The organism is Streptomyces kebangsaanensis (genome assembly GCF_001906585.1).
Classification (GTDB): domain Bacteria; phylum Actinomycetota; class Actinomycetes; order Streptomycetales; family Streptomycetaceae; genus Streptomyces; species Streptomyces kebangsaanensis.
The window spans coordinates 1-24,211 of record NZ_JUJA01000102.1; the positions used below are offsets into that span (position 1 = coordinate 1).

The following is a 24,211-nucleotide window of genomic DNA, read 5'->3' on the forward strand; positions in this document are numbered from 1 at the left end:
GATGCCCAACTTGCCCTCGATGCCGGCGAACGCGTCATCGACCACCGGGTCGGCTGCGGTCCTCAGTCCGCGCCCTCGGAGATCATTTCCAAGAGCGCGGAAGCTTTTCCCATGACCTCCAACGCGGCTTTGTTCCGGGCCAGTTCCTTCTCCAGCCGTTCCACCTGGCGGCGCAGCTTCTCGTTTTCCGTCTCTGCGGCCGACTTCTTAGGCCGGGCCGGGCTGGTGCGCTGGTCGACCAGCTTCTCCAATGCCCCGGCATCCCGCGCGGCCCGCCATTCCTTGACGTGCGAGTGGTAAAGGCGCTCGCGGCGCAGGACAGCGCCCTTCTCGTTCTTGGGTGCGGCGTCGTACTCGGCCACGATGCGCAGCTTGTACTCCGGACTGAAGGAACGGCGCTTCGGCCTGGGGGCCGGGTCGGACTCGGCGGGGTTGGTGCTGGTCATGAGGGGGTGGTTCTCCTGTCGTGCCCTCTCAGGCTAACCCGACTAAGCGGGGCGTCTCACCCAAGACTGACAGAGAGGGGCCGGGTTCGACGACTCCTCCGGGCAGCAGCCACCGGTCGTCCTCGCGGTAGGTGGGGTGAACGAGCAGGACGCGGCCGACTTGGTCAGTGACGAGCGCGGCGGCGCCGACCCACACCGTGTGCCGGGGGACGGCGTGCTGCCCTGCGGACAGGGCGGCACGCGGTGCGACATCATCCGAACCTGAGACGGGAGTGGTCACTTGGCGGTGCCTTCCTTATCGGTGGGGCGGGCATGGGTTCGGCACGGGCCGGGAGCGGTGATCAGGAGGTACGGCCGTTCATCCGGCGCTGCAGCTCCCTCGGACGGTGAGCAGTGCAGCGCGGCCGGGAACGATCGGCCAGTCCACGGTGATGCGGGTGTGCTTCTTGGCAAATACGTGCGGTTCGTGGTCTCTGGTCGGCGGGGTGCAACTGGCGGCCGGTCGTGCGGTGATGCGGGGGCAGAGGGCGCCGCGGTGGTTGTGCTGCCAGTGCCGGACCTGCTCGGCCATCTCCTGTGCAGCGAGGTGTCCTCGGGTGCCGTGGCCATGGACAACGAACTCGTACAGGCCCTTGCCGTCGTCTCCGTCGCCGATGCGCTCGGTGGCCAGTCGCGCGAGGGAGTTGCCGCGGACGATCGCGGCGCCGGGCCAGTGCTTGGGCGGCGGGTTCAGGACCCCGTTGTCGCCGTCGGAGTCGGCCGAGAGGCGGCAAAAGCCCGGCAGGGCCCCGGCGAGGTAGAGGGTGAGGGCGTCGAAGGGTTCCTGGCCGCCTACGGTGACGTGGGTGTACGTCACGGTCGGCTCGCAGGTGAGGGCTGGGGCGAGTTCGTCGACGGGCAACGGGTTGCCGTCTTCCCAGGACAGGTGGACGCCGGTGCCTGGGACGGTGCGGCGATTCCTGTGCCAGGCGCCGTCGCCCTGCATGGCGACAAAGCCGCAGACGATGAGCGGCTCGTCGCTGTGCAAGGCCCCGTCGTGCTTGGTGAAGCTGATGGCCCAGTGGTACCCGTGCAGACGCACCGGTGCGACGAGACGGCCGCCCTCGGCCAGGGCGTCGATCCAGGGCAGATCCCAGGTGTCGACGGTGACCACGATGGCGTCGAATCCGCTGTCCGGCACCACCTCGGCAGGCAGGTGCTCGGCGTCCGCGGTGACCACGCGGATGCGGCCGTATCCGGCCTGAGTCAGGAAGCGGGTGGCCCGGTCGGTGACGGCTGGGTCGATGTCGAGGGTGGTGACGTGGCCGGTCGGGCCGGCGAGTTCGGCGATGAGAGCAGCGTTGTAGCCGCCGGAGCCGATCTCCAAAGCGTGGTGGCCGGGCTGGATGCGGGCGGCTTCGAGCATGTCGGCCTGCAGCCAGGGCGCGGAGATGGAGCTGATGACGGTGCCGTCGTCGCTGTGGCGGGTGGCGATGATCTCGTTGGCGTACGCAGCATGGAGGGGCGTTTCGGGGGCGAAGGCGTGCCGGGGCACGGTGCGCAGGGCGCGGTCGACCGCGGGGGTGCGGATGTGTCCGGCGGCGGCGAGTTCGTCGGCCAGTTGGTGGCGCAGAGCGGTGGCTTCGTCGAGGTCTGTGGTGGGGCGTGTGGTCACGGCGGGCCTTTCGGTCGTGCGGGTCATACCTGGTCCGAGACGGTGGGCGTTGCAGGGTTCGGGATGGTCGCGATCGGGGCGTACTGGGCGGCCTGGGCGTCGAACATGGCGGCGTACCGACCGCGGGCGGCGATGAGTTCGTCGTGGGTGCCGTGCTCGGCGAGGTGTCCGTTGTTGAGGACGTAGATGTGGTCGGCGTGGCGGACGCCGGACATGCGGTGGGTGACCAGGACAACGGCTCGGTTCGGTGCGGCGAGGCGGCGGATGCGGTCGAAGGCTTCGATTTCGGCTTCGGGGTCGAGGGCGGAAGTCGGTTCGTCGACGATGAGGACGCCGTCTGCCTGTGATGTTGAACTGCGCCAGTGCGTGCGGGCCAGGCCGACTTTCTGCCATTCGCCGCCGGACAGTTCGATGGCGCCGCGGAACATGCGGGCCAGCAGACTGCGCAGCCCGTCGGGGAGTTTGGCGATGACGGGGCCGGCAACGGCGTAGTCGACCGAGGGCTTGAGGTCCTGGTCTGTAGCGGGGTGGTCGGGGCGGCCGAGGCGGATGTTCATCGCGGCGGTCACGGGCCAGCGCTGGAAGTCTTGGGTGAGCAGGGAGACGCGCTCGAAGACCTGGGCGCGGTCGAGACCGGTGAGGTCCGCGTCGCCCCAGCGCAGGGTGCCGGCCTCGGGAAGCAGCATGCCCGAGAGGATCTTCATCAGGGTGCTCTTGCCGGAGCCGTTCTCACCCACCACGGCGGTGACCGATCCCATAGGCAGGGTCAGTGACACGCTGTCCAGGGCGGCGGTGTCCCGGTCAGGGTAGCGGTAGGTGACCTGGTCCAGAACGATTTCCCTGACGCGTTCCGGTACGGGCGCACCGCCGGCGGGCAGCGTCCGCTGAGCGGCCTGGGCGAGGAAGCGGCCGTGGTCGCGGACGTAGAGGCTCTCCTCGTGGAGTTGGTTGATGTTCATGACCAGCGCTCCCAGGCTCGCCGAGCCGGTGCGTACCGCGATGACGGCGGTCCCGGCGACGGCGAGGCTCATGTGCCCGGCCATGATCAGCCAGAACATGGCCCCGTAGGTCGCCGCCATCGCCAGACCGGACAGCGCGGAGGCGACCCACTCGGTCAGGGCCTTGTTGGAGGCGAGGCGTTCCTGTTCGGCCTCGGCGCTCTCGGCCATCTGCTCGTAGCGGCTCAGGAGGAAGTCGCCGACGGCGTGGAGGCGCACTTCCTGGGCGGCGGTGCGTTCGGTGAGTAGGTTGCCGATCAGGCGGCTGGCCCGCACGTGCTCGATCCAGCTCATCACCGACACGTATCGTTCCTGGGCCACGCGCATGGCGCCCCAGCCGCGAGGGGCGGCGATGAGGATCAGCATGGGCAGCAGTACGGGGTGGAGTACGGCGAGGACGCCGGCGGTGGTGATCAGCGAGATGAGGCCGTTCAGCGCGGCTACGCAGGCGCTGATCATGCGGCGGGCCGAACCCGGGCCATGCTGGGCGATGTCCACGAGCCGCCGGAAGTCGGGATCGTCGATGGCTTCCAGTTCGACGCTGGCTGCGGCGGCCAGGTACTGCGTGGTCGCGATCCGCTCGACCTTCGGCTCCAGCCGCCCTGCGCGGGAGGTGGACCAGGCGGACAGGGCGGAGTTGATGACGCCGATAGCGGCGGCGGCCAACAGGCCGGGTAACAGGGCGTGCAGCCGCTCGGCAGCGCTGCCGTTGCCGGCGAGCAGAGCGTGCATGACGGCGTTGACGGCGAGCAGGCCGGCGGCTGCGGCGATGCCTTGGCCGATCTCGCTGACCCCGACCGAGAGCAGAGCACGCCGGTCGGCCTGCCACGCCATGCGCAGGGTTGCGCCGACGAGTGTGGGCATGGAGCGCAGCGCGGACATCATGGTCAGGTCCAAGGTCGCGTGCTCGTGCTGGGACCAGCCCATGTCGTAGCGCAGGGGGCCGCCGAACAGCTCGTGTTCGGCGTCGGAGACCTGAGGATCGGCCATCGTGACCGGGCCGAAGAATCTCTTCACCGGGCGCCTCCCGCAGGCCAGTTGATGGCCCGGTAGGACGGGCCGTGTGTGAGCATGTGGAAGATGGTGGCGGTGTAGGGGTGACAGTCCGGCGACGGTCGTTCCATCGGCACCCAGAAGAGCCCTTCGTGCTTGTGTGGCTCGGCGTTGTACGGCTCACCCGTCCAGGACTGTGCCACGAACACGGCGGTGATCCGGTCCAGGCCACCGTCGGAGTCGTGATGGTGGATTAGCCCGCAGAACTCCTGCTGCTCAGCAGTGATAAGGACCCCCACCTCCTCCATGGCCTCGCGTCGCGCAGCATGGTCGAGTGGTTCACCGACTTCCAGGTGGCCGCCCACGACAGTGAGCTGTCCCGGTGCGAGGGCGGCGTCCAGTGCGCGGCGTACGCACAGGGCGGCGCCGTTCGTACGGAGCAGGACCTGCGCCACGTCGGCGATCAGCTGGTGAGGCGAGTCGCTCACGGGCGGCCCTCCTGTACCAGGCGCTCTACGGTGTGCCGACCATTGGTCACGAGGGCACCGTCGTACCGAAAGCTATAGGTGAGGACGGAGGACGGGAGAGGTGTGGGTTGCGTCATGCCAGGTACCTCGTATCCGGCCGTGACCCGTCGGCGAGCAGAGCTGCGCGACCGGAGGTGAGGCGAAGGCTGGCGCCCGAGGAGGTAGCGGCATTTTCGAACGCAGGATGAACGAGTCCAGGGCGGCGTACGGGATGCATGGGGACTCCTCGGGGCGAGATGCGGACAGGTGATCGGGTAACGGCGGCCCTGCTGTAGCCGTAACGGGTGGAGGGGGGCGAAATCTAGAACGTGATTTCGAATACCAGGCTCTCTCCTTGTGTGGTCGGGTGGTGCGGGTTGTGATGCAGTGTTCGATCACTCATGTGGGTTGCGGTACCTCCTGCGGGGGATTGCCGGGGGGCGCTTGGTCAGTCATCGCGTGGCGAGGTCCGGGCGGAGGGAGATGGCGTCGCGAAGGAAGCTGCGCTTGGAGTAGAAGGTGTGCTCGGCGGCCCAACCGTGACTGGCGAGGTACTCGCAGAGCCAGCTGTCGATCCGGTTCATCTCGATGAGGATCTCGTCCTGGTCGTGGTCGAGGATGCTGCGTGAGCGGAGGTACTCCAGCTCGCACTGGGAGAGCACCACGTCGGGGGCCGCCAGGAGTGCGCAGCGGTCGAGGAAGATGCCGTAGACGTGTCCGGTGCGCAGCGACTCGCACTGGATGTCGTAGCGGACGCGCTGGAAGGGCGGCATGGCCCGGACCTGGAGGTTCAAGTCTTCGCGCAGGAACGTCTCGAAGCGGTCGGGGGTGATGTCGAGGCCAGGGGTGAGTTCCTCGCGGCGGGCGAAGGCGTCCTCGGTGAACCACTTTCGCTTGAGCACGTGCCCGGCGGTGACGGTGGGGATGAAGGAGGCGTAGCCGATCTCGGGCTCGGGGCCGGTGACGTCGAACAGATGGTTCTCGGTGTGGTGGATCTGGAACTCTTCCCGGTACTCCGGACGGCAGCCTTCCAGCTTGCCGTCGCGCAGTGCCTTGAGCAGTTCCATGGACGCGGACCAGATGTCCGGTGCCGGGGCAAGGGTGTACTTGAACTCCAGCTCAGTGCCGGAGAAGTGCTTGCGGAAGTACCGCAGATGGTTGTTAAGCGCCGTACTCGACTCCGCGTGCGCCGTCAGCACGGGGTCGAACCAGCGCAGTTCCTCGACCGGGCCGTGGCCGACTGGTTTCCGGGTGGTGCGGACGAAGCAGGCATCCTCGGGATGGAAGCGGATCTGCGCGTACGCGTGGTAGCCGCCGCCGGGATGTTCAGCCAGGTAGCACAGCGGCACCAGGCCGGGGGCGTGCTCGGTACCGACCAGGCCGCGCAGGGCGGGACCGGCGATGGCGTCGGGGAACAGTTCGCCGCCGTCGATCCTGGCCGCCCCGAGCCGGGTGCCGCCGGGGTGCAGCGCTTCGGCCGGGCAGGGCCCCAGCGCGTTCCAGCGGACGATCACGGTGGTGGCCGGCCGGCATACCTCCTGCGGTGGCACCCGTACGAGCACGATCGGCTCGTCTGGTCGCCGTGGCGCGGTGCGGTTTAGGAGGTGGACGCCGCCGAGGACGACCCAGGCTCCCCGGTCCGAGGGCTGCTCATCGGGCACGCTGGTCTCCTTCGTGTGAAGCGGGTGCCACGGGTGATCGCCCTGCAGCCCGAAGGGGCCACCGGGCCGGCCGGACATGCCCGGATGGCTGCCTGCTCGTCGCTGCGACGTCCGGCCGGTTCGTCGGCCTAGGGTGGGGCGGGTGAGTCATGGTGAAGTCGGTCAGGTGATCTTGGACGAGGCTGTTGCGGATGCCCGCCTCGCCGCGTGGGAGTTCGACGGTGCACGGGCCTGGCTGGAGGAAGCCCGCCGACATCCCATGGAGCCGCTGGCGGCCGAGGTGTGGGTCACCGACCCTGCTTTCGAGCACGTCCTGCTGGTCAAGCACCGCGTGCGCGGATGGGTGCCGCCCGGTGGCAAGGTGGAGCCGGGCGAGGCGCCGCGTGCGGCGGCGGCACGAGAGCTGCTGGAGGAGACCGGCCTGCGCACCGAGTTGCTGCCCGAGCCCGCTGCCGTGGCGGTGCGTTCCTACCGGGCCGACTGGTCTCCGACGCTGGGCCTGTCCTACGCCGCGATCGTGGGACGCGACGTGCCGCTCGCCGGGGAGCAGAACCAGCCGGCGGCATGGTTCCGTCTGGATACAGGCTGGGACAGCGTCTTCCCCGAGGACCGCGAGCGGATCCGTGCGCACGCTCGCTGTCTGGCAGCCGGCCGGGCGGTCGGCTCCCGCTGAGGTAGGCCCTTGGCCGCCGTTCACAGGAGGGCCTCGATCCGGTCGAGGTCGGCCGAGGGCAGGCTGACGAGCTCAAGGTCGTGTAGGAAGCGGCACCACACCGGCTCCAGGCCGGGTTCGCGCTCGAACTCCTCACGGTCCAGGTACACGTTGGCGTGCGCGGTGGTCCGCAGCGCGTGCTGCTGCAGCTGGGCCGGGTGGATCCACCGAGGGGCGCGGACCTCCCGGGGCGAGGGCCACAGCGACCCGGAAACCTCGGCCTGGAAGATCCACCAGTGGTGGCCGACCGGACCGCTGGGCGTGCGGTGGCAGTGGTTGGGCCGCCACTGGTCCAGCAGCAGGTGCAGGTGGGTGACGGTAAGACCGACCTCTTCGGTGACTTCGTCGCGCGCGGCCTGCTCGGGGCCGCCATGCTCGTCGACGTGACCGGCGACCGGGGCGATTCCGGCCGGAGGAATCGCCCGCTCGAACACCAGCAGGCCGCTCGGTGAGGAGATCAGTACCCCGACGCTTGCGTGGTCACAGAGGCGGGCCCCGCCGCCGGGAGCCGGGGCGGCCGGAGTCATGCGGCGGCCTTTGGCCGTTGGGCGACGACGACGAGCCAGCTCGTCACGGCCGGGGCATCGGGGGTGGTCATGGCGTAGGCGGTGTCGAGGATCTGCATCCGCTGGGCGTGGGTGAAGTCGCCTTCGGGCCGCGCGAAGACGGGGATGGACAGCCACGCCTTCTTCTCGGCCATGGTGCTGTGCTGGGCGGTGAGCTCTGTGCCGACGACCGTCAGTCCGGCTGCGGTCAGCTGCTCGGTGACTGTTTTCAGCGGCAGCTTCGGCGGCCTGTCCGCGTCGCGCGGCGGTGGGGTGTATCCGTGGGCCTCAGCGGCGACTTGGCGGATGAGGGCGTTCAGGGAAGGCCCGGTGCGGGTTGACAGTTCGTCGGGGTGCCGGACGCCGGCGAAGCCGCCGCCGATGTTGAAGACGAAGTGCCCGCCTGGGCGCAGGATGTGGGCGACGGCTGCGAACACTGCGGCGGTGTCGGTCTTCCAGATCGCGGAGTTGCACACTACGGCGTCGGCGCTGCTGGCGTGCAGGTGGTCGGCGAGCCGTTCGGCCGGGGAGGTGATCCAGGTCAGGCGGGCGTCGGTCAGGGTGCGGCGACCGACACGCTGCATCGCGGCGGCGTTGTCGACGGAGACGACCCGAGCGCAGGCCGGGATCAGGTCGAGGATCGCGCGGGCGGTCGCGCCGGCGCCGCCGCACAGGTCGACCACCAGGCTGGCGTTGGCCAGATGGCCTCGACGGGCAAGGTCGCGGCTGGTCGCGTCGTACATGGGATGGGCGCGGGTGAAGGCGTTGTATGCCTCGGCGTTGCTGTCCTCGTCCCAGCCGAGGATGGCGTCCTGGGGTGCCATGTTGCTGTGGCCTCGCTTCTCAGAGCGGCCCGGCAGTGCAGGCCGGGTGTTCGGGCAGGGTCAAAAGAGCGCGGACTGTACGGCGGCGGGCGGTGAGGAGAACTGTGCGCCGAGGACGATGCGCCGGCCCTTGAGGGTGCCGAGGTCGAGCAGGTAGGGCAGTTGTTCACCGTCGCCGTCGAGGGTGGCGAGGACCTGGGAGCCGAGGCAGGAGAGCACCGTCAGTCCGTGCTCACCGGAGCGTGGGTCGTGCGGGTACAAGGCGCGCCCGGTCTCCGGCGTCCGCAGCAGTTCGCCTTCGCCGGGCGGCGTCCACGGCTCCGGTGTGGCCGGGACGTTCAGGCCGCTCAGGGCCGCGGTGGCGCGGTCGAGGTGCTGATGGTGGGCGGCGTCGGCCGGGGCGAGGTCGCGCAGCTCGGCCAGGGCCGTCAGCTTGGCCGCGGCTCGCACGGTCTGCGTGAGGCCGAGTTGGCGGGTGAGGGCATCCTCCAGGAACCGCACAGCGCGGCCGTCAGCACTCCGGGCGAGGTAGGTAGCGATCAGGGCACCCTGTTCGTCGAGGCGGGAGCGCTTACGGGGTTCGGCCGCGGTGCCGATCTTGGTGGTGCCGTCGGCGAACGTCGCCAGGTACAGCCAGTGCGGCTGGGCCATGTACGCCGCCAGGGAGTCGGGAACATGCCCGCCGGAGTGGAACCGGTGGGCGAAGCGGAAGTCGTCCCGCCCGGCGCAGGCCGGGCACTGTCCGCCGACCTCGGCCGGGGCCCGGTCAGGGCAGGCGACCGCCTCGACGCGGACGCGGTCGGCGAACCGGTACCTGCCGATGCACCACCGGCCGGTACCGCTCACCTGGTAACTCAGGCGCCTGCCCATGACCGGGGCGTAGACGAGCGGTCCGCCGGTCACGGGGGCGAGCAGAAGACGGGGGTCTGCGCTCGCCCAGGTGATGCCGTGACAGACGTATGTCCCGCTGACGGGCAGGGCCTGGTCCATGGTGCGTTCCTTGTCGATCGGGGAGGGAGGGCCGGTTTAGACGGTCAGGCGCAGACGGTCGGCCAGGGCAGCGGCGGCGGCCTTGAAGACCTGGTCGCGGTCCAACTGGGCGACGTCCAGCGTCAGCCAGGCGCCGCGCTCCGCCTGTTCGCGCATCTGGTCCAGGACGGTGTCCTGGTAGCGGATGAAGTCCTCGTCACCGCCGCCGGCGTGGCCGGCCTCCAGGGAAGTGAACGAGCCTTTGCGGACGAGAGCCTCGCGAGCACCGATGTTCAGGAAGAACACCAGGTCCGGCTTTGTGAGATGCGCGAAGACCTGCTCGCACAGGCGGGGGGAGACCTCGGGGTTGACCGCGTACCGAGCGAGGATCTTGTGGTGCGCGTTGTCGAGGATCACGTCGGTTCCCGCGGCGAGGGCCGGCTGGATGACGAGCCGGTCCTGCAGGGTGTACCAGGAGGCCAGGGCAAGCAGCCAGTAGTGGTCGCCGCATGCCTGGGCGACGCCGGCGTCGCGCCGGTAGACCAGCTCGTTGAGGCGGTCGAGGTAGGCGGACAGCTCCGGGTCCCGGCGGACGTCGGTGCTGTGCTTGCCGATGAGGACTGCCGTGTGGCCGGCGTCGTTGAGGGCCTGGTGCAGGCGGGCGGCGAGGGTGGACTTGCCGGCCCCGTCACCACCGACGAAGGTGATCAGCTTCCCGGCTGCGGTGGTGGTCGGCGCGTTCGCCGTCATCGGGATTCTCCCAGGGGGTGGGTCGGGCTGGCGGTCAGGCGGCCGGTGATGATGGTGCGGATGCGGTCCACCAGGACGGCGCGCTGGCGCAGGACGTCGCTGTGACGCTCATTGGACAGGTCGGCGGGATAGTGCGTGGCGAGGTTGTTGGAAATGACTTGGAGGTAACCGAATCTGATCCCCGCCTGGCGCGCCGCCGCCCCCATGGGGCCGATCTCCGGGTCGACGAAGGCGTACGAGGCGGTGTGCTGGGCCAGCCAGTCGCGGTTCTCCAGCAGGATCGACGGGGAGGACACGTGCAGGCCGCTGCGCACCCCATCGTGGGCGGCGGCGTAGTCGCCGAAGAAGTCGTCCCAGCTCACCATCGCCCCGCGTACCAGGCTGGTGTTGCCGGTCGCCAGCCAGGCGTTCGGTTCGACGCCGGGGGTCAGCGAGCCGACCTTGCCGACGTAGACGACGTCGCCTGCGCCGAGTTCGGCAAGGCGCGTGACGACCCGTCCGGCCACGTCTCCCCAGATGCTGTGGAGGAACCCGAGGTAGACCACGCGACGGCCGGCGACGTCGAGGCGCTGCCAGGCGTAGCCGGGTCCGCGGGTCCACACTCCGTTCTCGGGAGCGAGGTACTGAAGGCCCCAGCCGACGATCACCAGGTCGCCGTCCAGTTCCAGGTCGAGCGCGTCGAGCGCCGTTCGGCACTCCTCCTGCTCGGGCGGCTGATAGGTGACGGTGCCGACGGGGCGGCCGGTCATGGCCAGATACGTGGCGATGATCAGGGCGTAGTGCTGGACGTAATCGGCTCCGGGGAACGCCTTGACGATGAGGTCACGGCCGTGGATCTCTGCGGTGGGCCGTTCGATGTTGAACAGCTTCCCGGTCTTCTCGTACCGGGAGACCACCGCCGTGCGGTCGTAGCCGCCGATGACGCGGATGCTGTCCCAGTCCTGGTCCTGGATGAGGTGGTGGACCTTGATCTCCAGGTAGCGCAGCAGCCTCGCGTGGGTCATAGTGTGCCCGGCCGGCTCGATCGGGGCGGCGCGCAGGAGTCCGGGGGTCCGGTCGGCGAGTAAGGGCGTCATCGGTGCTCCTCGGCTATCGTCACGGTGCTGCCGGCCGCCGCGCGAACGACGGAGATGTTCTTCCGGATGAGATCGAACCGGTCTTCGGGGATCGGGCCGAGCTTCTCGATGCGGGGCGTGGAGGGCTTCTCGTATGGCCCTTCGGGCAGCAGGGCGACGCCCATCGCGCCGAGGATGACCGGGGCTGCGCCGTCCACGGAGGAGATCCACTCGTGCTCGCGCTGCTCGATCAGCTCCAGGTGCCCGGTCCGGCCCAGACCGAGCAGCCGGTAGATGAGCAGATTGTCGACCAGGCCGCGATCCTGCAGGTAGGCGGTCGCCAACCAGCGGGTGCGGCACAGTTGCTCGTCGGGATCCGGTCGACGCGAGGCCGGCAGGGCGATGGCCCCGGCCCAGCCGCTGGTCACGAAGGCGTCGTAGGTGCGCAGCCACTCGTCGTCGTCAGCGGCGTGCAGGACCGCGCACAGCCGGAATGCGTCGCCGGACAGCTCCCGGATCTCTCGCGCGGCCTTCTCGCTCGCCTTCAAGGTCGCGGCCCCGTCCCGCATGACGTCCGGCAGGATGATCTCCCTCGCGGATACCGCCAGCGCGGCTTCGACGAGGCTTTCCGCCGGCAGGGCGTAGCCGAGGTCGAAGAGCCCGTTGTCGATGATGATCTCGGCGCCGCGCTCGGCCTCGTGAGCGAAGAAGGCCCGGTAGCTCTCGTCGGACAGCACGTGTTGGGCGGCCACGTGGTGGACGCGGGCCGGCTCCTGGGCGACGAAGTTCTTCAGGTAGGCAGGCGGAGCGATGACGGAGAAGTCGATGCCCGCGGTGGTGATCACGACGCCCCCCACAGGCCGGTGGTGAGGGTGAGGAACTGCTGGGAAAGGACGGGGTCGGTGCCGAAGCGCCCGCCCGAGTGCACCGTGGTGGTGCGAGCCTCCTCCATCCGTACGCCCCGCATGCTCATGCACAGGTGCACGCCGCGTACGGCGACGGCGATGTTCTCGTGTCCGATCACGCCGTTGAGGTATTCGGCGACCTGGCGGGTGAAGCGTTCCTGGACCTGCAGTCGGCTGGCGAAGTGCTGGGCGATCCGCCCGAACTTCGAAAGGCCCACCACCTCGCCATCCGGCACGTATCCAGCCGTGACCTGCAAGTTCATGGGCAGCATGTGGTGTTCGCAGAGCGACCACACGCTCATGCCGCCCACGATGACCAGCTGACCACCCAGCTGGGACTCGGTGAAGCAGGTGGCCGTTTCGGCGCCGTCCGGGGACAGGAAGGCTCTCCACCAGGCCGCGACGCGGTCCGGGGTGCCGGTCAGCCCATCGCGGGCGGGGTTCTCGCCCAGCTCGACCAAGAGCTGGTGGATCAGGCCGGCGACCCGGCCGGTGTCGATGACCGTAGCGGGCCCGGCGACGGCAGCGGTCGGCGCCGCCGCAGGGCTGGCGATAGAGGTCGTCATGGGCAGCTCTCGTTTCCGGGGACTGGAGAACGGATAGGGCGTGGAGTCGCGTGCGGTCAGCGGCCTCGGGCGTCCGCGAAGGCCAACACGTGAAGGCGCGTGGTGAAGTGCCAGTGCCGGGCCGCGACCCCGTCCGCGAGGACCCGGGTAGTCGCGGTGATCACCTCGGGGGTGGTGCCCTCCGGCATGACCCACACCGGCGCGAGCCGGTGGGCGTCGGCCAGCTCGGCGATCCGGTCGAGGTCGTCCACCGTGGAAGCGACGAACTTGAACGCCGCCCGCCCGGAGGCCACAAACGCCTCCAGCGCGGCTGGCACGATGCTCTTGGTCTCCTTCACGCCGAAGCTGGCAAGCTTGGGCGAGACGTTGAACCGGACCCCGTCGGCCACCAGCTCGGGAGTGGGCGCGATGGTGCCGTTCGTCTCGCACTCGATCCGCTTGCCGGCTGCTATCAGTCCCCGGACGAGAGGCACCAGTCGCGCCTGCTGGATCAACGGCTCGCCGCCGGTGATCACGACCAGCTCGACCGGTGAAGACGTGGCCCAGGCCACCAGGCCCGCGACGGATTGCCTCGTCGACTCCTCGTGCGGGTCGAACCGAGACCAGTCCCAGGTGTACTTCGTGTCGCATCTCGTGCAAGTGAGGTTGCACCGGGACAGGCGGATGAACAGGGCCGGGTGTCCGCAGCTTGGGCCCTCGCCCTGAAACGTCGGCACCTCGGTACCGAAGCACTCCGCGACGATCAGGGATTCGCCTTCGGCAACTTCCGGTTCGAGGTTGAGCCGCTTGGTTGTGGTCATTGGCCCACCACATCGAAGCGGGCCCAGCTGCTTGCGGTCTCGCGGACCAGGACGGCGACAAGGCGGCCGGGGATCTCCGATTGGAGGTTCTGAACGAACCAGCCGGCCAGGAACTGGGCCAGGCGCTCCGAGGTGGGCTCGAAGGGCAGGATCTCGTGCAAGTTGTGGTGGTCGAGCTCGGTGTCCAGGAACGACTTGAACGGGGCGAGCGCACCGAAGTCCGTGACAAAGCCGGGATCCTCCAGCGCGGATGCAGTGAGGATGACCTCAACCTCGTAGCTGTGCCCGTGCTGGCGGGAGCACTTGTGCTCATGCGGCAGCCGGGGAAGCCGATGGCCAGCCTCGAAGGCGAACTTCTTACCGATGGTGAAAATGCCGGGCGGTAGTGGAACAGCAGTGAAGCCCATTCGATTTCTCCGAGAGGTGAGGGTGTGGCTGATTCGGGCGGGGTGGGGCAGCCGCCTCTTCAGGCGGCTACGGGCTGTGCCCCCAGGTGGTTCTTCGCGGCCTTGTCCAGCACCTTGGTGAAGTGCTCGGCGCGCTCATCGCCCTCGGCCTCCTGAGCGCGGAGGCCCCCGAAACGGGCCCAGTACCGCCGGCAGACGTCCCTCTCCATCAGCTTCGAGGCGTAGAACGGCAGACGCCCCTCCCGGACGAAGCCGAGGCGGTCGCGCAGGCTGAGCATGCAGATGAGCTGGTTGGCCTTCAGCAGCTGCATGTACTCCTCGACGTCCAGGTCCTCGGGCGTCCAGAGCTTGGCGAGGTCAGGGTTGGCGGACATCTGCGTCAGCCAGTCGAGTTGGTTGCGCGCAACGGTCGCCTCATTTCGTTCGGCCTGGTGCCGCGCGTCCTGCCTCAGCCGGGCGGCTCCGACCACGACGGTGGCGAGGGAAACCGCGGCGCCGGCAGCGAGGACGGCGGTGGTGAGCTTCATGCTTTAACGGTCCTTTCACGCAAAGTGATCTGGGGCGAGGGCGGGTCTGTGGAAGCCTGCGGGGCTCGCTGCGTCATGCGACCCCCGCTAGCACGACGGCCGGTGAGCCGCCGACAATGCGATCCAGGGCGTACCGGCGGCGCACAGTGTCCAAAGCGACGGCGATCGGCGGCAGTCCGACGGCGGCCCTTCGCTGGTCCAGCAACTGCGGCGCACGCAGTGGGCACAGCTCCACCCCTGCTGCGCTGAGGACGAGTTGCGTCCCGAACTCTTGGGGGCGCCCGCTGTTGACCAGGGCGCGGTCGTGAAGGTGGGCCCAGTGCTGGATGCGCGCATCGCCGTCCTGGACCGCACGTTTCAAAAGGGTGGTGGCCGCCCGCTGGAAGTCGGGTTCGTCGTCGGCGTGAAGAGCGATGCTCCAGGCGGCACGTGCTGCGTCGGGGCCCACGAGACGGTGGCTGGGCCAGTCATGTTCGGCCAGGATGCGGCGCAGCACTTTGGTGTCGGCGTGCTCAGCGTGACGGTCCTGGCCGAGGTGGACGGCGTCGAGCTGGTTGCGTACGCGTCTGGCCCGGCGTGCTGCCGACTGTGCGGCGCGGGCGATGAGTTCGCGGGCGAGGTCCGGCCGCAGCGGTTCCGCGGTCCTCACGCGATACTCCGCTGGTCGGCGGCGGACTGCGGCTCGTGGACCTGGCAGCCGATGAGCGCGCTCAGCCCAGGCCGAAGCTCAGCGGTGAGTTCGAGGCGCGCGACTCGCTCATGGTGCTGTCCGGTGCCCGATCCACGGACGTCCCAGCCCATGTCGGTGAGCCGACGAAGGAATGTGGCGATCGGATCGACGTCGAGAGGATGGCGGGCCATGGCCTCGGCCCGCACAAGCGGTACCTCAAGCCGGGCGGCGAAGTCGGAGGCCCACAGAGTGATCAGCCGGACGGTGTCATCGGAGTGACCGGGCAGGGTGTGGACGCAGTCCAGGAAGAGGCACGGGCCTTCGCCCCATCCGAGGTCGGGCCCGCGTTGCGGGATCATGCAGGCCAGCAGCAGCCCGTCCTCGAACAGTCCAGCCGGTTTCACCTGCGGGGCGCGGAACAGGGCCGGGATATCGGACCGGGCCGGTGTAGGCACCCCGCGCATGGCGAGCCAGCGCTGACGGTCCTGGACGAGGGCCGCGGCCTCGTCCCGTTCGGCGTCGGTGCGCAACGACCGCATCTCGTACACGGCCGGTAACCCTTTCGCGCACTGGCCTCGAGGCGCGGGGGAGGACTCGATGGCCGCAGAAGCGGGTGAGGCATTCACTGGCTCGCTCCGCTCTCCATCGTGGTGGCCCGCCTGGCGCCCAACAGGCCCCACGCGTGGGCCCAGGCGACAAGTTGGGTGGTGTTGGCCGCCCCGGTCTTGTCGAGCAGTTCGTCATGTGCGGCTCGCACGTCGGCGGGCGCGATCTTGGCTATGGCAGCAATGCCGCTGGGATTGCTGTGCTCAGCGACCGCCCGCAGCAACAGTTGCTGCTCTGGACTGAGTTCCGGCATTGGCCTGTCCGTTGTGGGCGGAGCGACCTGCCGGGCGTTGCACAGGAAGTGCACGATCACCGGGGGCTTGCAGCGGGGCGGGCAGTGGAGGCTCTCCCGGATGTCGCGTACGTACTGGCGGACGGTAACGGCCGACAGCCCGGTCCTCGCGGCGATCTCTTGAGGGCCGAGGCCGTCCACGAGGTGCTGGGCGACGCGCTGCTGGGTCGGGGTCAGGGGGGTGATCGGTGCGCTGGTCATCATGCGCGGGGTCACGGGTGTCTCTTTCGCGGCTGGGTTGAGGGATATCGGGTGGGGTGTCGCCGGACCCCGCGGGGGACGGGGGCCGGCGACACGGGCCCGTGCGCGGCGGTCTGGATTCACGGGGCGCCGCACACGGGGGCTCATGCGGCTGTCGGGTCGGGGCGGGCCCACGCCGCTTCGGCGGCGAGACGTTCTGACCACTGGATGTGGGCCTCGTCGAAGGCGGCGTCGGCGAGGCGTATGCGCTGGACTTCGCCGGTTCCGGCCGGTGGGTAGGTGAACTGGATGTCGCGCCACAGGCGCTGGAGGATGTAGTCGCCGTTGAGGGCATGGGCGCCGTGCAGCTCCATGGCGTCCTGGGTTGACTGCATCGCCCACTGGTGGCCGAGGTACTTGGCGTTGATCAGGTCGGTGTCGCAGGGCAGGCCCTGGTCGAGGAGGTGCACGGACTGATAGGCCAGGATTCGCCCGACGCGCAGGCGGGCCTCCATGTCACCGATGCGGTCCCGCAGAACCGGCAGATCGGAGAGGGCGCCCCGGTAGCGGGAGCGCGTCTTGAGGTAAGCGGTCGAGGTGGCCACGACTGCCTCGTGTATTCCCAGGCTGACTGCGGCCAGGTTGGGACGGCCGTACAGGATGCTGCTGCTCTGCGCTACGCCCAGCCCCTGGCCGATCTCTCCGACCACGTTTTCCTCGGGGATACGGACATGATCGAGGTCGAGGCGGCCGGCGGAGAAGCCGTGCAGGCCGAGGCCGGGACGGTGGTCGGCGACTGAGAGCCCTCGGCGCTTGGATTCGACCATGAACGCGGTCAGCGCCTGGGAGGTGCTCACGCCTGCCTTGGCGGTCCGGGCGACCACGAGGTGGGCTCCCGCGAGGTGGCTATTCCCGATGTGGATTTTGCTGCCGGTGATCACCCATTCGTTGCCGACGTGCTCGGCGATGGTCTCGATGCCGCCGATGTGTCCGCCGGCTCGCGGTTCGGTCACGGCGATCGATAAGAGCAGTGAACCGTCCGCTACGCGGGGCAGCCAGCGGCCCTTCTGCTCGTAGGTGGCGAAGTGCAGCAGGGCGCCGACGGGGATCAGCGTGGCCTGGAGGATGGCCGCCGCAGCCGCCGAGACGCGGGCAATGCGGTGGACGAGGATTGTCTTGGCCACGTGTCCGGCGTCCAGCCCGCCGAAGGAGGACGGGACGCTGACGGCGAACCAGCGTCGTGCGGCCATCAGGTCGGCGACCTTGCGCTCCACCCTGCCGGGGGCGGCCTCCATGCGTGCGGCGCGCGGCGCGATGTGCTCGGCCGCGAAGGCGTCCGCCTCGTCCCACAGCAGTTCGTGGCGGGCGTTGAGATAGGGGCGCAGCGCCGGCGGCGGCGTGGTGGGTGTGGCGGGCATGGTCCTCTCCCTCTCCCTGGATGAAGGTCGCACGGTGGAGCGGCCGGGGATCGCCTGCGGCTCCCGGGTAGGGGGTCGTGCAACGGACTAGCGGACGGGCGCGCGGGCGATGTGGTCCATCACCCGGACGCCTGCGTTGATGACGATGTCTCTCAGCCGTCGGGCCTCGCTCAGGGGCCGCTTCTCGGGGTCGATGACGCACACCGTGCCCAGCACGGTGCCGCTGTCGTGGATGAGCGGGGCACCGAAGTAGGAGCGGATCCCGACCGCGTCGACCACGGGGTTGCCGCTGAAGCGCGGGCTGGCGTGCACGTCGTGCAGCGGAAGGGCCTTCTTGCGGGCCATGACCTCCGGGCACCAGCCGTGGTCGCGGCTCATGGTGCGGCCGACGATGACGTACCCGCTGTCCGCGGACGGCTGGTGCAGCCCGACGAAGGTCTGCTCCTCCAGGAAGAGGTTGACGAAGCCGTACAGGAACCCGGCTTGTGTTGCCATGTCGCGGGCCAGTTCGTCGAAGTCCTCGCTGGCAGCGGTGGGCACGCCTAGGCGATCCAGCAGCTCGTACCGCTGCGCCAGCTCGGTCGCCTGCTGGGCCTGCGGGACGGGGACGGCGGCGCCGGCGGGGAGGGATGGCCCGTGGGTGACGTCCCGCATGGTACGTCGCGGCAGCGACTGCGTGAGGGGGGCGGTCTGCCGCGCGCGGTAGGGGTCGTTGGGCTGATACGACATCAGGCGTCCTGAAAAGTGGTAGTGGATGCGGGGCGAGCGGGGCTTGCCGATGCGCTCTTCAAGGCGTGACCAACGAGGGTCAGCAGAACGCCAGCGACGTGGTTCGGATCGCGGGCGTCGCAGGTGACCACCGGCACAGAGGCGGGCAGTTCGAGGGCGGTGCGGACCTCATCGGGGTGGTAACGATGTGCTCCGTCGAACTGGTTCACCGCGACGACGAAGGGCAGGCCGATGTCCTCGAAGAAACCGACGGGGGTGAAGCTGCTTTCCAGGCGTCGGGTGTCGACCAGGACGACCGCGCCGACGGCTCCGCGACAGAGGTCGTACCAGAGGTCGACGAACCGGTCCTGGCCGGGCGTGCCGAACAGGAACAATTCCAGGGGCACGGGCGCGTCGGGCAGGTTGAGGCGACCGAAGTCGAAGGCGACCGTGGTGGTCTGCTTGGCCTCGACGCCCGCCAGGCTGTCCACGTCCGCGCTCGCCTCGGTCAGGTACTCCTCCGTGCTCAGCGGCGTGATCTCACTGACGGCACCCACGGCGGTGGTCTTGCCCGCGCCGAAACCGCCAGCGATCACGACCTTAAGCACGGTCGGTGCACCGGTACGCGGGCGCGACGACGGCCGCAGCACCACGGCCGGGTCACCCGGCCTGGGGGTAGGCGATGGCATCGGGCCACTTCCTCTTCAGGCCCGCAGATAGGGCCGCCAGCAGTTGTGCAGAGGGACGTGCATGCGCGTCGGACGCGGCATAGGCGGTGACGGGGACGACCAGGGCGTCGGCGTCCAGGAGGTCGGAGATGAGGATCTTGACGGCGGTTACGGGACGGCCGAGTCGGCCCGCCAGCTCGGTCACCGAACGCCGGTGCTCCCGGCACAGGGCGAGGATCTCTGCGCATTCTTCGGCCTGGCCCGGGCCGGGCCGCCCGGGTCCGGCGTCCAGCACCGTGTCCAGGCCGAGCAGATGCCGTGGCCGGGTGCGACCGCGCGTCAGGGTGTAGGTCCGCACGAATGTCGAATCCTCGGCCGCGCTCCCGTGTGCGGTCACCGGACCTCATCACCCGTGCCGACGCGCACGGGGATCTGCATGTAGGGGGCGAACTTCTGCACCAGGCGCCCCATCTCGAACCCGACGGTGCCGGCATCGGCGTCCATGGTCGCGATCACCGCGAGGACCGTGTCCACCACTCCCCGTTCGTTGCCGGGATGGCCCTCGAAGGCCGCGCTGCGACCGGAACTCTGGACGAAGATCAGACAGTCGTCTCGCTCGATGACGACCTGCCTCGCCGGCCTCTTCTTGTGGGTGGGACCGGTGATGTTCGCCGCGAGTGAGGCCACTCCGCTGATGGCGGCCGACAGTTCGTCCGCCCAGTCCTTGTCGACGTCGCTGTCCAGCAGCCGCAGTCCGTCCCGCGAGAGCAGGACGGCGTGCGTGACGCCCGTCGTGTCGGAGGCGAACTGCCGCAGCAGCCACGCCATGTTGTCCCGCTGTCCGCTTGCCGTTGTCTCGGTTACGGGTGCGTCGCCGGTCACGTTGTTCATCGCGGGGTGGGTACTCATAGGGATCGCTCCAGAAAGGGGGGAAGGGCCAGCGGATGTAACGGCCACCGGGAACGTGGAGGGACGAGGTTCAGGTCCTGGGGTGCTCTGTCGAAGCGGTGGGAGAACCGGCTTGCCCGCCGGCCTGGATGCCGGTGCGGAAGGCGGCTGCGAGCGCTGGCGTCGCCGCGATCACGGGGGCTTGCTCCCGCTCGTGTGGCGGATGGAAGGTGCCGGCCTGGCGTCTACGCGTGGGAAGGGCGGGCGCATCAGCAGAGTGACCTGCCCGTGCGGGTTCCGGAGCCCCTGCGGTACCGGGGTGTGGGACCTGCCCCGGCCTCGGAGTGGCTGGAGTCGCGGCAACCGGCTGCGGTTGCGGCGCCAAGGGGCGGGCGTCCTGGGGCAGCGCGCTCGCATCGTCGACGGAGGGAATCGCTACTAGGGCGTGTTTCGAAAGTAGCGCCGTCCGCCCGGAGGGCGGGCGCCGCGGCGTCTGGTGCGGTGCATCGCAAGGCGGAGGGTCGTCCGCGTACTGGGCGTACGCGGACGATCCCGACAACGCGGCGAGGCGCCGTGCCAGGCGTCGCGGCGCAGGCGGGACTTTCGCAACACGCCCTAGGAGCCGTGCCGGGATGACCACCAGGGCGGTGGTGCCTCCCGTCACGTTCTCCTGCAGGAGAACGGACAGCCCGTGCGACTGGGCGATCTTCGCGGCGACCAGCAAGCCGAGCTGCCCCGCTCGCACCTGGCCGCTGACGTCGACCTCTTCGGGGGCCTGGAGCAGGTGGTTCATCTGCGCCCGCGTCTGCGGATGCATGGGGATGGCCCGGTCCTCGACCTCGACCGCCAACCCGTTCGCCACCCGCTGCGCACGCACCATCACCTTCGTAGCCGGATCGGAACACTCACAGGCGTTCTCGATCAGCTCAGCCAGCAGGTGCGTCAGGTCCGGACCCATATGGCCGGGAAGGCCCAGCTCCGCGCCCACGGACCCCGCCGCAACCGCCACCCGCGGATACTGCACGACCTCGGAGACGGCGCCGCGCAGCACGCTCTTGACGGGAACGGGCCGACGCGCGCTGCGCAGAGACTGCCCGCCCAGCACCGCCGTGCTCTCGACCTGGCGACGCATCCGCGTCACGAGGTGATCGATCTCGAAGATCTTGGCGAGCAGCTCCGGGTCGTCGGTCAGCATCTCCAGCTGGCTCAGTGCCTCAAGCGCCTTGCCGACCAGCGCGTGCTCGCGCATGGCCAGGCGACGCAGCACTTCCAGGAGTACGACGGACTGGGACTCGTCGTGCACCCGTATCAGCGACGCGACGGCCCGCACTTGGAGAGCACTCAACGCCTTGTCAATCTCGGCGTCAGGGCTGGCAGGTGGCGCCTGCAGGTCCGGCAGCGGCGGGCGTCCCCCGCGGCACAGCTCGTCCGCCGACCACTGCACCGACTTCTCGATGGCCGCGGCTGCCCCTGCGATTGCTGCCAGTGCCGTTGCCCGGGCCTCCTCCGCCGCTGCCTGTATGGCTCCTGCAGCCGTTCGCGCTCCGCGAGCCGCCATCGTGGCGACGCCCGCGAGTCCGCAGATCAGGCCGGCCAGGAGCCAGCCGGGGCCCACCGCGGACACCGACCAGAGGGTGAAGGCGGCACCCAGCAGGGCGGCAAGGAGCACTAGGGGCAGTGCGACGGCGCGGTGGACACGGTGCAGGGTGAACGCGTTGATCGGAGGCCGCCGTCGGCGGTGGCCGGTGGCGGCCGGCCGTGCCGAAAAGGCGCTGTCAGGCATGGGAATCCTCGTCAGGGTGGGGGTGGCTAGGCGTGCTGCAGCGTCAGGTCTGCGCAGGTCTTGTGTGTGCTGCGTGCGGTCGAGCGGGGCGACGGAAACGCGACCGCGCCGCGGTGGGAGGACTGCGTCGCCAGGAGTTGAAGCAGCCGGGCGCTCTGGATCAGGCCCATGTGGCTGAATGCCTGCGGGAAGTTGCCGAGCTGGCGCTGCTGGACGGGGTCGTACTCCTCGGCCAGGAGGCCGAGGTCGTTGCGCAGTGCGAGGAGGCGTTCGAACAGGGCGTGGGCCTCGTCGAGGCGGCCGGTCAGGGCCAGGGCGTCTACGAGCCAGAAGGAGCAGAGGACGAATGTGCCCTCGTCTCCGCTCAGGCCGTCCACCCCGGTGTGGTCGCCGATGGTCGGGTAGCGGCGCACAAGCCCGTCAGACGTGGAGAGTTCACGGCGCACTGCGTCCACGGTGCCGATGACGCGCGGGTCGTTCGGCGGTAGGAAGCCAACGCGGGGGATCAGCAGCGTGGCGGCGTCGAGTTCCTTGGAACCGTAGGACTGGGTAAAGGTGTTGCGCACCGGATCGAAGCCCCTGGTGCAGACCTCGTGGTGGATGGTTGCCCGCAGCTCGGTCAGGCGGCCCAGGTCGATGTCGAGCGCGCCGGCTTCGGCCAGGCGGATGGTGCGGTCGATCGCCACCCAGGCCATCACCTTGGAGTGGACGAAGTGCTGGCGTGCCCCGCGGATCTCCCAGATCCCCTCGTCGGGCTCCCGCCAGCGCTGTGCCAGGTGCTCGACGAGCCGCTGGTGCAGCACCGCGGTGTCGGCACAGTGGGCCACACCGCTCTCGTGCGCGAGGTACAGGGTCTCGATCACCTCGCCGTACACGTCGAGCTGGAGCTGGTCCGCCGCCCCGTTCCCGACCCGCACCGGCGTCGAGCCCTCATACCCGGGCAGCCAGGGCAACTCCCGTTCCCGAAGATCACGCTCTCCGGTGATCGCGTACATGATCTGCAGGTTCTCTGGGGCGCCGGCCACGGAACGCAGAAGCCAGCGCCGCCATGCCTGCGCCTCCTGCCGGTAGCCGGTCTCCAGTAACGCGGCCAGGGTCGTAGCGGCGTCGCGCAGCCAGGTGAAGCGGTAGTCCCAATTGCGTCGGCCGCCGATCTCCTCGGGCAGCGAGGTGGTCGGCGCGGCGACGATCCCGCCGCTCGGGTGGTAGGTCAGTGCCTTCAGTGCGATCAAGGAACGGACCACGGCCTCACGGTAGGGGCCGTCGTAGGTGCACTGCTGCGTCCAGTCCTGCCAGAAGGCGAGCGTCTCGGTGAGCGCCGCGTGCGGGTCGGGGATCTCCGGAGCCGGTGCGTGGGACGGGCACCAGCTGAGCACGAAGGCCACGCTCTGCCCGGCGCGGATGGCAAAGGCACTGACGACGACCCCGTCCTTCTCCGCCTGCGGGACGCAGGTGTCGAGCCACAGTGCGTCCGCGCCGGCCTCCGCGACCATGCGCCCATCGGCCTCGTGGATCCACGGGCTGACGCTGCCGTATCCCGGCCGCGGACGCATGGCCGAAACCATTGCCACCTCACCGGCCAGACCCTCGACGATCCGGATCACCTGCGGTGCCCCGTCGCGAGGCGGCATGAAGTCCAGGACGCGGACCGACCCGGCCGGTGTGCGCCAAATCGATTCGAGGACGAGCGTGTCACCGCGGTACCGGCGCTCGGCGACCGCTCTGGGCCCGGAGGGGCCAGGCGCGGCCGGGGCGATCTGCCAGGTGCCGTGCTTGTGCGTGCCGAGCAGGCCGGCGAAGACGGCCGACGAGTCGAACCGGGGCAGGCACAGCCAGTCGATCGAACCGTCGTCGCAGACGTGGGCACTGGTCTGCATGTCGCCGATCAGGCCGTACTGCTCGATGCGCGGGAGGCGTTTCATCGTGTGGGTCTCCGTAGTCCCCGTGGACCCGGGGGTGGCTTCGGGGCCGCCGGGGCGGCCGGGAAGTGTCGGTGAGAGAGGCACGGTGGTTACCGGTCCGGGGGAGGACTGTTCTGCCTCGGCCGGGGATCCACGTCCCGTGGAGCAATGCGGTCGGTTACTCGCTCACCACGAAGAGCCAGCCACGCCATGGGACCGAGAATCAGCGCGATCAGAACTGCCCCGGCGGCGGTCATGTCCGGGGCACCGACGCGGCCAGAACCACGCACGCGAGGGCGAGAGCGAAGACCGCGCCGCGCAGCACGTTGATCGGCGGCTTCCACCAGCGCCGTCTCTGGACCGACTTCGCAGGGGCCACGTCGTGGGCCTGCACGGCAGCGATAAGGTCTTGGGTCGCCTCGGCCAGCCTGACCAGATGAACCCTGCTGGGCATGTAGCCATCGGGGAGGCCGCCCGAACAGAGCTGCTGCGCACGGAGCAGAGCTGGCTCTTGCGAAGGCGTCAGAGCTCCGAGCTGGCTGACGTGTCCTCGCAGCCGCAGTGCGAGGTCCTCCACATCGGCGGCAGTATCGGGTAACGGCGAGTCCTCGCCCAGCACGAGCGCCACCGTTTCCGTCGCCGAGGCCGCCGGGTCCCGTCGCAGGATGGCCTCACCAAGGGCGTGGCTTCTCCTTCCCTGATCACTGAGTTGGCACGCCCGGCGAAGGGCCAGCGAGGGACGCATGACGCAACTCCTAGGTGAATCAAGCCAACTTGAT

28 protein-coding genes are annotated in these 24,211 nt (G+C 69.6%); 1 reads left to right on the forward strand and 27 read right to left on the reverse strand.

Going from position 1 to position 24,211, the window contains the following annotated elements; genetic code table 11:
- Positions 1–62: 62 nt before the first annotated feature.
- The 6 genes from RH94_RS15275 to RH94_RS15300 all read right to left on the reverse strand — a co-directional run bounded on the left by RH94_RS15275 (position 63) and on the right by RH94_RS15300 (position 6,258).
- Positions 63–446: a transposase gene (locus tag RH94_RS15275; protein ID WP_073946048.1), complete on the reverse strand. Its 384-nt coding sequence runs from the start codon at positions 444–446 to the stop codon at positions 63–65.
- Between the two features lie 28 nt (positions 447–474).
- Positions 475–726 carry an NUDIX domain-containing protein gene (locus RH94_RS46345; RefSeq protein ID WP_073948144.1) on the reverse strand — a complete coding sequence of 84 codons (252 nt, stop codon included), beginning with the start codon at positions 724–726 and terminating at the stop codon, positions 475–477.
- Positions 727–804: 78 nt separating this feature from the next.
- A complete protein-coding gene (fxlM, locus tag RH94_RS15285) occupies positions 805–2,100 on the reverse strand; it encodes a methyltransferase, FxLD system (protein WP_158073053.1) in 1,296 nt (431 codons plus the stop codon).
- A 23-nt stretch (positions 2,101–2,123) separates the two neighbouring features.
- Positions 2,124–4,115 (reverse strand): ABC transporter ATP-binding protein, encoded by a 1,992-nt coding sequence (locus RH94_RS15290; RefSeq protein ID WP_079189039.1) that lies wholly within the window; start codon positions 4,113–4,115, stop codon positions 2,124–2,126.
- Positions 4,112–4,579 (reverse strand): NUDIX domain-containing protein, encoded by a 468-nt coding sequence (locus RH94_RS15295; RefSeq protein ID WP_061915968.1) that lies wholly within the window; start codon positions 4,577–4,579, stop codon positions 4,112–4,114. Before RH94_RS15295 ends, RH94_RS15290 begins: the two co-directional genes overlap by 4 nt.
- A 470-nt stretch (positions 4,580–5,049) precedes the next feature.
- Positions 5,050–6,258 carry a hypothetical protein gene (locus RH94_RS15300; RefSeq protein WP_073948168.1) on the reverse strand — a complete coding sequence of 403 codons (1,209 nt, stop codon included), beginning with the start codon at positions 6,256–6,258 and terminating at the stop codon, positions 5,050–5,052.
- A 166-nt stretch (positions 6,259–6,424) separates the two neighbouring features.
- On the opposite strand from RH94_RS15300, the gene RH94_RS15305 reads away from it, so the two are divergent.
- Positions 6,425–6,931, forward strand: a complete 507-nt coding sequence (locus tag RH94_RS15305) for an NUDIX domain-containing protein (protein ID WP_407697317.1) — start codon at positions 6,425–6,427, stop codon at positions 6,929–6,931.
- 20 nt (positions 6,932–6,951) lie between these two features.
- On the opposite strand, the gene RH94_RS15310 is transcribed toward RH94_RS15305, so the two are convergent.
- From RH94_RS15310 to RH94_RS15410, 21 genes are all read right to left on the reverse strand, one after another.
- The gene (locus tag RH94_RS15310; protein ID WP_073948146.1) at positions 6,952–7,497 is read right to left on the reverse strand and encodes an NUDIX hydrolase; all 546 of its coding nucleotides are present in this window, start codon (positions 7,495–7,497) and stop codon (positions 6,952–6,954) included.
- Positions 7,494–8,339 (reverse strand): class I SAM-dependent methyltransferase, encoded by an 846-nt coding sequence (locus RH94_RS15315; protein WP_073948147.1) that lies wholly within the window; start codon positions 8,337–8,339, stop codon positions 7,494–7,496. The genes RH94_RS15310 and RH94_RS15315 overlap by 4 nt, the downstream gene beginning before the upstream one ends.
- Positions 8,340–8,399: 60 nt before the next feature.
- Positions 8,400–9,329: a DUF2797 domain-containing protein gene (locus tag RH94_RS15320; RefSeq protein WP_073948148.1), complete on the reverse strand. Its 930-nt coding sequence runs from the start codon at positions 9,327–9,329 to the stop codon at positions 8,400–8,402.
- 36 nt (positions 9,330–9,365) lie between these two features.
- Positions 9,366–10,058 (reverse strand): dTMP kinase, encoded by a 693-nt coding sequence (locus RH94_RS15325; protein WP_073948149.1) that lies wholly within the window; start codon positions 10,056–10,058, stop codon positions 9,366–9,368.
- On the reverse strand, positions 10,055–11,134 hold the full coding sequence (locus RH94_RS15330; RefSeq protein WP_073948150.1) for a hypothetical protein: 1,080 nt from the start codon (positions 11,132–11,134) through the stop codon (positions 10,055–10,057). The genes RH94_RS15325 and RH94_RS15330 overlap by 4 nt, the downstream gene beginning before the upstream one ends.
- Complete coding sequence (locus RH94_RS15335) at positions 11,131–11,958, reverse strand: hypothetical protein (RefSeq protein ID WP_073948170.1); 828 nt, start codon at positions 11,956–11,958, stop codon at positions 11,131–11,133. The genes RH94_RS15330 and RH94_RS15335 overlap by 4 nt, the downstream gene beginning before the upstream one ends.
- Positions 11,955–12,584, reverse strand: coding sequence for a GTP cyclohydrolase I (gene folE / locus RH94_RS15340; protein ID WP_073948151.1), 630 nt, complete (start codon positions 12,582–12,584; stop codon positions 11,955–11,957). Before folE ends, RH94_RS15335 begins: the two co-directional genes overlap by 4 nt.
- A gap of 56 nt (positions 12,585–12,640) precedes the next feature.
- The gene (locus tag RH94_RS15345; RefSeq protein WP_073948152.1) at positions 12,641–13,384 is read right to left on the reverse strand and encodes a 7-carboxy-7-deazaguanine synthase QueE; all 744 of its coding nucleotides are present in this window, start codon (positions 13,382–13,384) and stop codon (positions 12,641–12,643) included.
- Positions 13,381–13,791: a 6-pyruvoyl trahydropterin synthase family protein gene (locus RH94_RS15350; RefSeq protein ID WP_073948153.1), complete on the reverse strand. Its 411-nt coding sequence runs from the start codon at positions 13,789–13,791 to the stop codon at positions 13,381–13,383. Before RH94_RS15350 ends, RH94_RS15345 begins: the two co-directional genes overlap by 4 nt.
- Before the next feature lie 59 nt (positions 13,792–13,850).
- On the reverse strand, positions 13,851–14,318 hold the full coding sequence (locus tag RH94_RS15355) for a DUF6082 family protein (RefSeq protein WP_073948154.1): 468 nt from the start codon (positions 14,316–14,318) through the stop codon (positions 13,851–13,853).
- Positions 14,319–14,391: 73 nt separating this feature from the next.
- Entirely contained in the window at positions 14,392–14,967 is a 576-nt protein-coding gene (locus RH94_RS15360; RefSeq protein WP_073948155.1) for a DUF6624 domain-containing protein, read from the reverse strand.
- Positions 14,964–15,536 carry a carbohydrate kinase family protein gene (locus RH94_RS15365; RefSeq protein WP_073948156.1) on the reverse strand — a complete coding sequence of 191 codons (573 nt, stop codon included), beginning with the start codon at positions 15,534–15,536 and terminating at the stop codon, positions 14,964–14,966. Before RH94_RS15365 ends, RH94_RS15360 begins: the two co-directional genes overlap by 4 nt.
- A gap of 74 nt (positions 15,537–15,610) precedes the next feature.
- The gene (locus RH94_RS15370; protein ID WP_234375848.1) at positions 15,611–16,102 is read right to left on the reverse strand and encodes a LuxR C-terminal-related transcriptional regulator; all 492 of its coding nucleotides are present in this window, start codon (positions 16,100–16,102) and stop codon (positions 15,611–15,613) included.
- A 128-nt stretch (positions 16,103–16,230) separates the two neighbouring features.
- Entirely contained in the window at positions 16,231–17,484 is a 1,254-nt protein-coding gene (locus tag RH94_RS15375; protein ID WP_073948157.1) for an acyl-CoA dehydrogenase family protein, read from the reverse strand.
- Positions 17,485–17,571: 87 nt separating this feature from the next.
- Positions 17,572–18,213, reverse strand: a complete 642-nt coding sequence (locus tag RH94_RS15380; RefSeq protein ID WP_073948158.1) for a GAF domain-containing protein — start codon at positions 18,211–18,213, stop codon at positions 17,572–17,574.
- On the reverse strand, positions 18,213–18,845 hold the full coding sequence (locus RH94_RS15385) for a GTP-binding protein (RefSeq protein WP_079189041.1): 633 nt from the start codon (positions 18,843–18,845) through the stop codon (positions 18,213–18,215). The genes RH94_RS15380 and RH94_RS15385 overlap by 1 nt, the downstream gene beginning before the upstream one ends.
- A 7-nt stretch (positions 18,846–18,852) precedes the next feature.
- Positions 18,853–19,257 (reverse strand): DUF742 domain-containing protein, encoded by a 405-nt coding sequence (locus RH94_RS15390; protein ID WP_006143017.1) that lies wholly within the window; start codon positions 19,255–19,257, stop codon positions 18,853–18,855.
- Entirely contained in the window at positions 19,254–19,769 is a 516-nt protein-coding gene (locus RH94_RS15395) for a roadblock/LC7 domain-containing protein (RefSeq protein ID WP_073948159.1), read from the reverse strand. The genes RH94_RS15390 and RH94_RS15395 overlap by 4 nt, the downstream gene beginning before the upstream one ends.
- 70 nt (positions 19,770–19,839) lie before the next feature.
- A complete protein-coding gene (locus RH94_RS15400; RefSeq protein ID WP_073948160.1) occupies positions 19,840–21,531 on the reverse strand; it encodes a sensor histidine kinase in 1,692 nt (563 codons plus the stop codon).
- Positions 21,532–21,557: 26 nt separating this feature from the next.
- Positions 21,558–23,453 (reverse strand): glycoside hydrolase family 15 protein, encoded by a 1,896-nt coding sequence (locus RH94_RS15405; RefSeq protein ID WP_073948161.1) that lies wholly within the window; start codon positions 23,451–23,453, stop codon positions 21,558–21,560.
- Between the two features lie 232 nt (positions 23,454–23,685).
- The gene (locus tag RH94_RS15410; protein WP_234375847.1) at positions 23,686–24,177 is read right to left on the reverse strand and encodes a DUF6415 family natural product biosynthesis protein; all 492 of its coding nucleotides are present in this window, start codon (positions 24,175–24,177) and stop codon (positions 23,686–23,688) included.
- Positions 24,178–24,211 lie beyond the last annotated feature (34 nt).